General features: G+C 48.3%; 10 protein-coding genes and 4 tRNA genes. All 14 read right to left on the bottom strand.

Going from position 1 to position 11,839, the window contains the following annotated elements:
• Positions 1 to 189: 189 nt before the first annotated feature.
• The 14 genes from M979_RS18430 to wecA all read right to left on the bottom strand — a co-directional run bounded on the left by M979_RS18430 (position 190) and on the right by wecA (position 11,699).
• Positions 190 to 266 (bottom strand) — tRNA-Pro (locus M979_RS18430).
• Positions 267 to 305: 39 nt separating this feature from the next.
• Positions 306 to 392, bottom strand: a tRNA-Leu gene (locus M979_RS18425).
• Positions 393 to 408: 16 nt separating this feature from the next.
• Positions 409 to 484 (bottom strand) — tRNA-His (locus M979_RS18420).
• A gap of 73 nt (positions 485 to 557) precedes the next feature.
• Positions 558 to 634, bottom strand: a tRNA-Arg gene (locus M979_RS18415).
• A 157-nt stretch (positions 635 to 791) separates the two neighbouring features.
• Positions 792 to 1,532, bottom strand: coding sequence for a lipopolysaccharide N-acetylmannosaminouronosyltransferase (wecG, locus tag M979_RS18410; protein ID WP_064555978.1), 741 nt, complete (start codon positions 1,530 to 1,532; stop codon positions 792 to 794).
• Complete coding sequence (wzyE, locus tag M979_RS18405) at positions 1,529 to 2,905, bottom strand: ECA oligosaccharide polymerase (protein WP_064555977.1); 1,377 nt, start codon at positions 2,903 to 2,905, stop codon at positions 1,529 to 1,531. Before wzyE ends, wecG begins: the two co-directional genes overlap by 4 nt.
• On the bottom strand, positions 2,902 to 3,981 hold the full coding sequence (locus M979_RS18400; RefSeq protein WP_064555976.1) for a TDP-N-acetylfucosamine:lipid II N-acetylfucosaminyltransferase: 1,080 nt from the start codon (positions 3,979 to 3,981) through the stop codon (positions 2,902 to 2,904). The genes wzyE and M979_RS18400 overlap by 4 nt, the downstream gene beginning before the upstream one ends.
• Positions 3,978 to 5,228: a lipid III flippase WzxE gene (gene wzxE, locus M979_RS18395; RefSeq protein WP_064555975.1), complete on the bottom strand. Its 1,251-nt coding sequence runs from the start codon at positions 5,226 to 5,228 to the stop codon at positions 3,978 to 3,980. Before wzxE ends, M979_RS18400 begins: the two co-directional genes overlap by 4 nt.
• 1 nt (position 5,229) lies before the next feature.
• A complete protein-coding gene (gene rffA / locus M979_RS18390; protein ID WP_034461705.1) occupies positions 5,230 to 6,360 on the bottom strand; it encodes a dTDP-4-amino-4,6-dideoxygalactose transaminase in 1,131 nt (376 codons plus the stop codon).
• Positions 6,361 to 6,364: 4 nt separating this feature from the next.
• Positions 6,365 to 7,039, bottom strand: a complete 675-nt coding sequence (rffC, locus tag M979_RS18385; RefSeq protein WP_064555980.1) for a dTDP-4-amino-4,6-dideoxy-D-galactose acyltransferase — start codon at positions 7,037 to 7,039, stop codon at positions 6,365 to 6,367.
• A 40-nt stretch (positions 7,040 to 7,079) separates the two neighbouring features.
• Complete coding sequence (gene wecC, locus M979_RS18380; RefSeq protein ID WP_064555974.1) at positions 7,080 to 8,342, bottom strand: UDP-N-acetyl-D-mannosamine dehydrogenase; 1,263 nt, start codon at positions 8,340 to 8,342, stop codon at positions 7,080 to 7,082.
• Complete coding sequence (wecB, locus tag M979_RS18375) at positions 8,339 to 9,472, bottom strand: non-hydrolyzing UDP-N-acetylglucosamine 2-epimerase (RefSeq protein ID WP_034461710.1); 1,134 nt, start codon at positions 9,470 to 9,472, stop codon at positions 8,339 to 8,341. Before wecB ends, wecC begins: the two co-directional genes overlap by 4 nt.
• Positions 9,473 to 9,534: 62 nt before the next feature.
• Positions 9,535 to 10,584 (bottom strand): ECA polysaccharide chain length modulation protein, encoded by a 1,050-nt coding sequence (gene wzzE, locus M979_RS18370; RefSeq protein ID WP_064555973.1) that lies wholly within the window; start codon positions 10,582 to 10,584, stop codon positions 9,535 to 9,537.
• A gap of 23 nt (positions 10,585 to 10,607) precedes the next feature.
• Positions 10,608 to 11,699 carry a UDP-N-acetylglucosamine--undecaprenyl-phosphate N-acetylglucosaminephosphotransferase gene (gene wecA / locus M979_RS18365; protein WP_064555972.1) on the bottom strand — a complete coding sequence of 364 codons (1,092 nt, stop codon included), beginning with the start codon at positions 11,697 to 11,699 and terminating at the stop codon, positions 10,608 to 10,610.
• Between the last annotated feature and the right edge of the window lie 140 nt (positions 11,700 to 11,839).

Below are 11,839 nucleotides of genomic sequence, written 5' to 3'. Positions count from 1 at the left end.
AGCAGATGCAAAAAAGCCAACGCGAATGTTGGCTTTTTCAAATTGAATGGGAGAGAGGGGTTACCCTACAGGCCGTAGCTAAAGCAACGTTGTCTCACTTCGCTCGGCTCAAACCTTCTTCGGAGATTCTCTTTTTCTATAAACTACAAATGCAAAAAGACCAACCCGAAGGTTGGTCTTTTCTAAATTTGGTCGGCGAGAGAGGATTCGAACCTCCGACCCACTGGTCCCAAACCAGTTGCGCTACCAAGCTGCGCTACTCGCCGAAATACTGCATTTACATCTTACTGCTTTCAACTTAGAGATGGTGCGAAGAGAGGGACTTGAACCCTCACGTCCGTAAGAACACTAACACCTGAAGCTAGCGCGTCTACCAATTCCGCCACCTTCGCAATATCACTAAATTAATGGGGTGGCTAATGGGACTCGAACCCACGACAACTGGAATCACAATCCAGGGCTCTACCAACTGAGCTATAGCCACCACTGTAAATCTTTTCGCGCGGTCCACCTTCTTAACAAGAAGTACCGCCGCAGCTCTGGCCCCATTCAATCAATGGTGCGCCCGACAGGATTCGAACCTGAGACCTCTGCCTCCGGAGGGCAGCGCTCTATCCAGCTGAGCTACGGGCGCATAGCGCCGTTGCGGGGTCGGATATTACGGGCTTCATGCTCAGCTGTCTAGTGCTTATTTAAATAAAATGCGCATTTGGTTACGCTTTGCACATTCTGATGATTATCCAGCCAAATTCAGCCGTAATACTCACTTTAACAGGATGCCGAACCGCATTTTATAGCCGACCGGTATAATGCCAGGCCAGATAACGCAGCAACTTTATTTGCCGTGTGATGCGGCTCGGTTGCGACAATAAACGATACAACCACTCAAGACCCAGGTTTTGCCAGATTTTTGGTGCGCGTTTCACGTGCCCGGTAAAGACATCGTATGTTCCACCCACACCCATATACAGAGCATCAGAGTAAACCTTGCGGCAATCGCGCATAAAGAGCTCCTGCCGCGGTGATCCCATCGCTACAGTGATAATAGCGGCACCGCTTTCCCGGATACGCTCAAACAAAGCCTGCTGCTGCTCGGCTTTAAAGTATCCATCCTGGCTACCAACAATATTGACGTTCCACTGCTTACGCAGTTTGGCTTCGGTTTGCGCCAGTATTTCAGGTTTACCACCGATCAGGAAAACAGGAGTGCCTTCACTACCTGCACGTTGCATTAAAGCTTCCCAGAGATCGGCTCCCGGAACGCGCGACACAACGGCACCTGGAAACTTTTTGCGAATCGAGCGCACCACACTGATACCGTCAGCGTATTTGTATTCTGCATTATCGATTAACGTTCGTACTTCTTGGTCACGTTCCGCGGTAAGGATTTTCTCAGCATTAATCGCAACCAGCGTACCGCTACGCAGCGAACCTCCTGCGTAGAGATAATCCAATGCATGCTGCATATCGCGCCAGCCCAAAAGGCTCAAGCCACGAATCGTATAAGAAGGGGCTGTCGTGAGTTCTGTCATGATATTCCCTGCGATACATTTTGAGAGCCAGAAACAGCTTGCGGTGAACGGCGTAGACGTTGATGTATCAACCCCGCGCTATCAAATAGCCAGTAAAGCAGCTTCGCAAACAGCAAACAGATACCAAAGATAACCATGAAAAACACTACTCGGGAGACAAAAGAGTCCAATCCCTCACGTGCCAATACAATCATGTTAAAAATCGCCCCAAAGCAGAAACTATGCAAAATGGCGGCTTTGTACCTGTTGGTCTCACGATTACCCAGGTCATACAACCAGTCGAACCATTTAATAATCAGTCCGACTACAACTGCGCCTAATGGGATAAACCACACGCCGCCCATAACCACCAGTGAACCGATTAACGTTGGTGAAATTGCCAGACCAGAGTGGTTGTTAAGAACTTCCCAGGTAAAGTAGTTCGCACTATTCAGGACAATCCCCGGACGGCCAGGCCATAACCAGGTCGGAATAAAGACATAGAAATCACGTACGATTGGTGCCAGACCCTGGAACTCAATTTTGTCGTAATTCTGCAGCAGCAACCCTAAATTTTCCCAGGGTGAAAAGGTATCGCGAGTCAGGTACAAGAAGGTGTAAAACGCCTCTTCACCATTGACGTTAAGCCCATAACGTTTCAATGCCAGCCAGAACATACCTACGATGCCAAATACACCCGCCGCCGCCAGCATCCACAGCGAGATCCAGCCGCGAATAATACCGATGAACAAAAAGATGGCGAACGCGATGATAATATTGGCCCGAGTCCCACCAACAATCATGTAGGTCAGCAGACCAAACGCCACGGTGCTCACCAGGAAAAACATCCAGGCACGGCCATCTTGCTTAAGAAAATAGACCACCAGCATCGCAGGGATGAAAAAGTAGAAGAAACGTTTTAACGCAACACCTGACACTTCACTCGAGAAGATCTGACTGTATGAATGCAACTTAAATAGTAAAAAACCGTTATGCATAAAGAAGATGCCAACACTCACCAGCGCCACCACCATCAGCATTACCCATGTCAGATGAGTTTCAACACGGTTCATAGTAAACAACTGACGCCGAACCTCTGTAGTTCGTTTCTCCCGCAACCGTGTTTTGTAGGCGACATAGTAAATACCATAGAAGCAAACGGCAGCGAGTTGCGCTTGCAATAATACATCTGCCGGTACAACCGAGACCCCGAAACGAAATACCAGCGTACAGGTGAAGGGGAAGCCAAAGAAAAACGTCAGCAAAAATAGTATTGAGAAGAACACATTGAAATTGAAACGCACCCGGCGGAATTCCTGGTACGTTAAAATACCAATGAACATCACTGATAAAAACCAGACCGCAAATAAACCGCCAAACTCCAGCAAACTCATGCGGCTTCTCCTGATGCTACGTCCAGCGCCCGCTTCCAGCCGTCTATATAATTAGGGTTAAAGAAAGCAATCTGTTGCTTGTCCAGTAAGCGTAATTGACGCTGTGCTTCGCGCACCACCGACTCATCAAGCAGATCGCCTGCAAACAACACCGGAATATGCTGCTCAGTCATATCCTGCCAGAAAGGATTTTTACGACTCAATACGCAAGGAATACCCGCCTGAATCAGCAAACAAAGTGTGCCAATACCTTGCTGGCGGTCAAAAATGAAATAGCCCAGCGAGCACTGGCGCAAAAGAGCCAGATAATCATCAAAGCCCATGCTTTCCTTCAGTATATGTAGGTTTTCTTTACTAAATAGCGCAAGTCCAGCTTGCTGAACTTCATTGATGTAAGCGTCATTGTTGGTTGGATAGCCCATCGGCACGACCACGCGCACCGAATCACCAAATTGAGTATGAATCGCTTTTAATGCTGCAATATGCTGGTTGCTACGATCGCCAGAGTTACCTACCAGAATCGTCATTTTGCCAACTTTTTCTTCACTGTTGGCCAGAATATTAAGAGACGGGTCCATACGCGTCGGAAAGTAAATTAACTCCCCTGGAATCTGCGGGTGGTGCTGATGGAAATAATTCAGGTCACCTCGTGTAGCAAACACTCTCCCCACTCGGCCCTGCGCAATTCTTCGCAGTAAGTAAAACGCCCGAAACTTGAGACTTTTTGAGGCCTCGTAAAGATCGGCGCCCCAAATGTGCCAGTTCATCTGAGCTGGTTTCAAGCCACCAGTCAGCAACGCAATCCACAGTGAGCTGTTAAACTGGCCATGAAAGAAAAAGCGTTGCTGCCGATTGGCACGCGCTTTTGCCACAACGGCCTGCGCCAACGCTTTTTTCGTTGGATAGAGTGTCACAAGAAGAGTCGGAAAAGAGGACAAAAGTGAGTCGTCCTTCGAGACCACCATAAACTGGCGCGCATGCGGATTTGAGGCAGCCAGAGCATCATTGAAGAAGCGCAGCACCGTTTGGTTATGATGCGGGATATCCGATCCCAAAACGTGAATCAGTGTTGTCATGCTCGTCTACGATAAATGAGGAAAACGCTGCAACAGAGCGTGAAATAAATAATATACGTTGCCATATAAGCCTGAGCAGCCCCTAAAGCACCGTGCGCAGGTATAAGCCAATGTGAAAAACCAGTCAACAACGCAAACTGGCTGATTTCAGTCAAAACATAGAAGCGAAGTGATGCTTTCGCTATCACCAGATATCCAAACACATATGAGCCAACTTTCAACACATCGCCTACCAACTGCCAGGCGAAGAGATCACGCATCGCAATAAATTTATGCGAGAAAAGCAGCCAAATCGCGAAGTCGCGTAACAGCCAGACGGTGAAACTTGCCAGAGCCACAGCGGGCAGAACGAACTTTAAGGAACGAACAATCTCACGGCTGATGTCATGTTTGCTGGTTAAGCGCGAGAGCGTTGGCAAAAGATAAACGCTAAACGAGGCGGTGATGAATTGCAGATAAGCATCGGAAATGCTGCTGACCCCCTGCCAGATCCCGACATCATCCCAACTGTAGTGGGCCGCCAGCAAATTTCGCATCATCACGTAAGCGACCGGCAGTGTCACCGAGGTGATTAGCGCCATGATGGTGAATTTACCTAGGCTGCTGGCATACACTTTATCCCACTGCGGTTTCAGATAACTAAGCGGCACGTGTTCGCGGCGAACCAGCATAATCCCCGCAGGAATGAGCACCAGTGCAGGCACTAACGCCAGGCCCAACAACGCACCTTGATAGCCGCCGAGGCGATAGCAGAGGTAATAGGCAATCACGCCAATAATACTGCCACCAATCAGTGCCAGCGCATTACCGGCAGCATCACGAAACCCTTTCATGATGGCTAACGACAAGTTCGCCCAGGCTATGCCCATCTGTACCAGCGCGACTAAACGAACCAGCCCCTGGTAATCTTCGTGTCCGAACAAGCCAAGGCTAATGGGCTTTGCCGCGACGACAAAGATGATGGCTAACAGTGTGGAGAAGCCCATCACCATCGCCGACGATGTACCAATGACTTTCCGAAGTTGCTCAGGCTGGTCGTGATACTGCGCGACATATTTTGTCACGCCATTGAAGATGCCCGCTCCGGCAAGCACGCCTAATACCGTAACCATCTGACGGAAGTTTCCAGCTTGCCCTACCCCACTCGGCCCAAATGCCACAGCGAGCAGCTTTACCACCAACAAACCGGCAGCGATTTTTACCAATGTGGACCCGGCGGTCCACACTGAGGCTTTCGCAAGCGACATATCAGGAGAAGAAGCTTAACAACGTATTAATGACAGTACGTTGGTTAGCAGGAGATAAGTTATAGAACAGCGGTAAGCGCAGCAGGCGCTCACTTTCTTGAGTGGTGAAACGATCTTCGCCATGGAAGTAACCAAACTTCTCACCCGCTGGGCAGTCATGCAATGGGATGTAGTGGAACACCGCCAGAATTTCTGCTTCTTTCAGATACGCGATCAGAGCACTACGGTCTTCGATATCACGCAGTTTGATATAAAACATATGCGCATTCTGCACACAGTCTTTTGGAACAGAAGGCAGTTCAATGCGCCCGGCTTTTGCCAACGGAGCCAGGGCATCATGATAGGCATGCCACAGCTTCAGACGCTGCTGGTTAATCTTTTCTGCCGCTTCCAACTGCGCCCAAAGATAAGCCGCCTGGAGATCGGCCATCAAGTAACTTGAACCGATATCACGCCAGGTATATTTGTCCACCTGCCCACGGAAAAACTGACTACGGTTAGTGCCTTTTTCACGAATGATTTCTGCGCGCTCAATCAACGATGGATCGTTAATCAGGGTCGCACCACCTTCACCACCTGCCGTGTAATTTTTGGTTTCATGGAAGCTGAAGCAACCAATATGACCAATTGAGCCCAATGCGCGGCCTTTGTAGGTCGACATCACGCCTTGTGCGGCATCTTCAACCACAAACAGATTATGTTTGTTGGCAATGGCCATTATGGTGTCCATTTCACAAGCTACACCAGCATAATGAACAGGCACAATCACGCGAGTCTTCTCAGTAATTGCCGCTTCAATCAGCTTTTCATCAATATTCATGGTGTCCGGGCGCACATCGACAAAGACGATTTTTGCACCACGCAACACAAAAGCGTTGGCAGTAGAAACAAAGGTATAACTCGGCATAATCACTTCATCGCCGGGTTCAATATTCAACAGTAACGCTGCCATTTCCAGCGATGCAGTACAGGAAGGTGTGAGCAGAACTTTTTTGCTGCCGAAGCGATGCTCCATCCATTGCTGACAACGACGGGTGAAACCACCGTCACCACAGAGCTTGCCGCTACCCATTGCAGCCTGCATGTATTCGATTTCCGTACCTACTACTGGAGGAGCATTAAATGGGATCATTTTTTCACCTGTATAACCAGAAGGCGGTGCTTTCAATATTGGCACCGCTTTGAATATAACGTCGCAGGGCTGCGGTATTACTGGTTTGCGTTGCCACGCGCAGCGTTTCTACTCCGCGTTGCTGACACCAAAAACGTGCGGCATCCATTAACTGACCACCCACACCTCGTCCTGCCAACAAACCAATACGCGCCTCGCTCTCATTAAGTTGACGCATGCTCACAAAGCCCTGAATCGCGCCACCGTTCCTCAACAACAGGCATTCATGGTCAAAGGTGCCCAGCACAGCGTTTTCAACCCACTGCGCGTAAAAACGACCACTGTCAGCGGGTTGATACCAGGGTGCACGAAAGCGGCTTTGTGTAAAAATTTTAGCGGCCAAATCTCGCAAAACAGGAATATCAGCACTTGTTGCCAGCTCTACAGAAGTCGCAGCATTTTGCGTGCCAACTGCCAGTGCAAGGTCAACTTCTCCTTCAACCAGCTTAAATCCGAGCAGTTGCAAACCATCCAGCAAGACGATTTGCTGGCCGGATATTTTCGCCTGTACACGGGAAAAGGTATCAAGACGTTGCGCCGTAAGCAGTGGCGCACCATCTTTAATACGAAGGATTCCGCTGTTGACCGCAAAGAATTGATTTTCCCAACTAAGAGATTCAATCCGGGCGTGAACAGGAATGGAGAAGGTGGTCATCGGCTTCACCCGCTGCTGGCAGAACCTAGCGCCAGACCCCTTTGGTATCAACAATCCAGCGTTGCTGAACTTGCGTACCCGGAATCGCCTTGAAGGATTGATGATCGACCAACATCACCAGCACATCGGCTTGTTCAAGAGCCTCTTCTGTCGTGGCTAACTCACAATGTCCGCTCAGTTTTTTCGGCAACTCATGGATATTTGGCTCAACGGCTAGTGTTGTACCGCTATGCCAGCTGCTCAGAAGCTGTGTGATTTCCATGGCAGGGCTTTCACGCAAGTCATCAATATTGGGTTTAAACGCGAGGCCAAAGCAGGCAATAGTAATTTCACTCGATCGTTTACCCGTTTCTGCCAGACAATCTGCGACAGCTGCTTTCACCTGGTTTACTACCCAGTGTGGTTTGCCATCGTTGACTTCACGTGCAGTGCGAATCAGCTGCGCTTGTTCAGGGTTTTGAGCAACGATAAACCAGGGGTCAACGGCAATACAGTGCCCGCCAACTCCCGGGCCAGGCTGCAAAATATTGACTCGCGGATGGCGATTAGCCAGACGAATCAACTCCCATACGTTGATCTCTTGAGCCGCACAAATCAGCGATAGCTCGTTGGCGAATGCGATATTCACATCACGGAAGCTATTCTCGGTTAGTTTGCACATTTCAGCTGTGCGGGAATTCGTCACCACGCACTCGCCTTCAAGGAAGATTTTGTAAAGCTCGCTGGCACGAACAGAGCAAACGGGCGTCATGCCGCCAATAACGCGATCGTTTTTGATAAGCTCAACCATCACCTGGCCCGGCAACACACGCTCAGGGCAATAGGCAACATTAATATCTGCCGCTTCACCAGCCTGGTGAGGGAAGGTCAGGTCAGGACGCAGATCCGCTAACCAACCCGCCATTTGTTCGGTGGAGCCAACTGGAGAAGTTGATTCCAAAATCACCAGAGCGCCTTTTTTTAGCACTGGTGCTATAGATTCCGCTGCTGCTTTAACAAAAACCATGTCAGGTTCATGATCGCCTTTGAAAGGCGTTGGCACTGCAATTAAAAAAGCATCAGCTTCAACAGGCAGTGTGCTGGCGCGCAAAAATCCGCCTTCTACAGCCGTTTTAACCACCTTATCCAGGTCTGGTTCAACAATATGAATAGCACCACGATTAATGGTGTCTACAGCATGTTGGTTAATATCGATACCGACAACGTTTCGCTGTTTTGAAGCAAATGCCGCCGCAGTTGGTAAACCAATATAACCCAGACCAATAACAGAGATGGTTGCAAAACTCATTGTTGTGTCACCTGATTCTTTTTCAATGCAGCCAAAATTTGCTCACAAGCCTTGCCATCACCATAAGGATTATGTGCGCGACTCATAACTTGATATTCATTTTCGTCTTTCAATAAGCGCGTAACCTGGCGAACAATTTCTTGTGTATCCGTACCGACCAGACGAACGGTTCCTGCATCAACGGCTTCAGGGCGCTCAGTGGTATCACGCATGACTAACACCGGTTTACCCAATGACGGTGCTTCTTCCTGAATGCCACCTGAGTCAGTCAGAATCAGATATGCATGGTTCATCAAGTAGACAAACGGTAAATATTCTTGTGGGTCAATCAGCACCACATTTTTGACATCGCCAAGAATGCGCGTCACAGGCTCGCTGACATTCGGGTTCAGGTGCACAGGGTAAACAATCTGGACGTCACTGTTTTCTTTGGCAATCTGTGCCAGTGCGTGGCAAATGCGCTCAAAACCATCACCAAAGCTTTCACGACGGTGGCCAGTGACCAAAATCAGCTTTTTGCTGCTATCCAGGAATGGATAACACTGCGCAAGAGAACTATGCAAAGCATCATCGGCAAGTACGCGATCGCGAACAGAAATCAGCGCATCAATCACCGTATTACCGGTGACGAAAATCTTATTGTCACTGATATTTTCACGTAATAAGTTTTGTCGAGAATTCTCGGTTGGGGCGAAGTGATACATAGCCAAATGCCCGGTCAAAGTTCTGTTCGCCTCTTCCGGCCACGGAGAGTAAAGGTCGCCAGTACGCAGACCTGCTTCAACATGACCGACAGGAATGCGCTGATAAAATGCGGCAAGACTAGTGGCAACTGTAGTCGTAGTATCACCATGAACCAGCACAACATCAGGCTTGAATGATTCAAGGATCGGCTTCAGTCCTTCGAGAATGCGGCAGGTAATTTCCGTAAGTCCCTGCCCCGGTTTCATGATGTTTAAATCATAATCCGTCTCGATAGAAAATAAATTCAGCACTTGATCCAACATCTCACGATGCTGCGCTGTCACGCATACTCTTGCGTCAAAAAACGCGTCTTTTGCCAACGCATCAACCAGAGGAGCCATTTTAATAGCTTCCGGGCGCGTGCCAAAAACAGTTAACACTTTCACAGCAATTCTCTTTTGTTAAAAAAGGTGAAGGCCGTCCATCGAGCCTTCACCGGGTAAGGGCGTTACAAATATTTTGGACGGCGAGCTAATGCCACACCCGCGCCAATCAGGGCCCCAACCATACCCCACATAATCATCAAGAATGCCCGGCGTGGACTATCACGCTTCACAGGTTCTTCAGGGGTACGTAAATAGCGATATGTCTGGAAACGCGCATCAAGCGTTGGCCCAACGTTCAAAGTCGCCAGCATGGCTCGATTCTGGTCGTAGTCGATGCTGTAACTCGGACCGACAGCTTGCAGGCTTTCAAGACGAGCTTGCAGCATAGGGCGTCCTAACATGAACATTTCAGAATCAGGCAACTCATCGGCAGGAACTTCAGTTTCACTCTTTGCAATATTTTGCTGCTGCGCAATCTTCAGCGCTTGTTCCACACTGTGCACTTTGCGGTCGAAAATTGACTGAGCCACCGCTTCCTGACGCTTAACTTGTGCTTTCATCTGGATTGTACGTGCAGCCCAGGCGCCCGTCAGTTCTTCGTTTAGATGGCTCGCAGCACGCTGGCTGGCAAAAGCGACGTACTGGCGCAACAAGTTATTCGCATCAGCAGCTGTTTCTGCAATAAGTTTCACGCTATCACTGATATTGCGCGTGGCATCACCAGCTGAAAACTGAATATTATCAACCAGTTCATCAAGCAGAGCGGCATCAATTTTACTGTTGCCAACCTGACGCTGTTTGTAATAATCAGTCTGTAGCCAAAAATCACGACGAGTATCATATGCAGATAACTGCATGATGAACTCTTTATAGGCTTCATCCATCACTGAGGGCTGATCGACGGAAACCATATTAGCTTTAGCATCAAGATTACGTAGGAATTGCTGTTGCGAATAATATCCACCCATCATGTTAACTGTTGGGCGATCGGTTATCGCGTTAGCACTCCACTCCTGCCTGGCAAAGAAGGTGTAGATGAATGCAATGGCCGCAAACAACACTGCCAGACCAACAATCCACAGCTTTCCTTGCCACAGTGTCCGGAACAAACCACGAATGTCCAACTCGTTGTCTACCATTCCCGGGTTATTTCCTGGCACGTTTTGTTTCATCACTTCCCCAATTACATTCAGAATTAAGAAATGCTGCTGGTATTTCTACGTTGCCGACGTTTATGACGTCTTATAAAGCGAGCAACTTTCCAGGCTCGTTTAATGCAGTAATCATAGAGAACAAATGCAAGCAAGAATAATGCCAACATCACCCATTCCGGAATGAAATGCATGTATTCAGCCGCTACGCCAATTGAAGCAAGCAGAGCTGCAGCAACTGTGATAAGTACGAATGCTTGCCGAGAAGTAAACCCGGCACGCATGATCAAATGATGAATATGCTGGCGGTCTGGGGAGAAGGGACTCATACCTTTGCGTAGTCGGCGATACATGATGGCAATCATGTCCATCAACGGAATAGCAATAATCCATAATGCGGTGACAGGACTAATAGGATGGGTTTTGCCCTGCGTAGTTTCAAGCAAGATCCAGATGACGGTAAAACCAATAAGAGTACTCCCCGCATCACCCATAAAAACTTTATAACGACGACCAAGTATCCCAAGGTTTAGAAGAATATAAGGCAGAATGGCAGCAATCATTGCGAAGCACCACATCGCCAGACTCAATTGTCCATCGAAATAAAGAATGATCCCCATTGCCGCAAATGATACGCAAGAAAGTCCGCCCAGTAGACCGTCAATACCGTCAACCATGTTGAAAGCATTTATTGCGGCCCAAACCGCAAACAAGGTCAAAAAGTAACCAAATGGACCAAGAACCATTTCCCAGGAGCCAAAAATATACCCTAGACTGAGCAGGTACAATTTCCCGACAACCATCATCACAATACCGATTAAAGCCTGAACCGAAGCCCTAATTTTTACACTGATATCAAAGCGGTCATCCAGAGCACCGACAAATACCAGCACTCCAGCACATATCAAATAAAGCCATGCATGCGGGATATAGTAATTAGCAATCAGAAAAGTAAAACAGATCCCAGCATAAACCGAAATGCCCCCGACCAAAGGAATGAGCCCTTGGTGGCGTTTACGGAAGTTGGGTTTATCTACCAGACCAATTTTTTTCGCCGCTTTGCGCGCAAAAAAAAGAAAAATGGTGGTGAACAAGAAAATACAAACCAGGTCAGTTCCAGCGGTGATTAAATTCACAGTGCAAGCTCTCTGCAAAATAAAAGGTCAAGGACAACTTATTTGAAGTCTACCCCGTCCAATGGTTATATACATCTAATCCTTGAATAACCTGGTTATTACTCAAACAACACCATCCAGCGTTGCTGCAAATAACATGA

This window comes from Buttiauxella noackiae ATCC 51607, from assembly GCF_001654865.1.
Classification (GTDB): Bacteria; Pseudomonadota; Gammaproteobacteria; order Enterobacterales; family Enterobacteriaceae; genus Buttiauxella; species Buttiauxella noackiae.
Note: the sequence above shows the minus strand (reverse complement) of the source record. Positions and strands in the feature narration are given on the sequence as shown.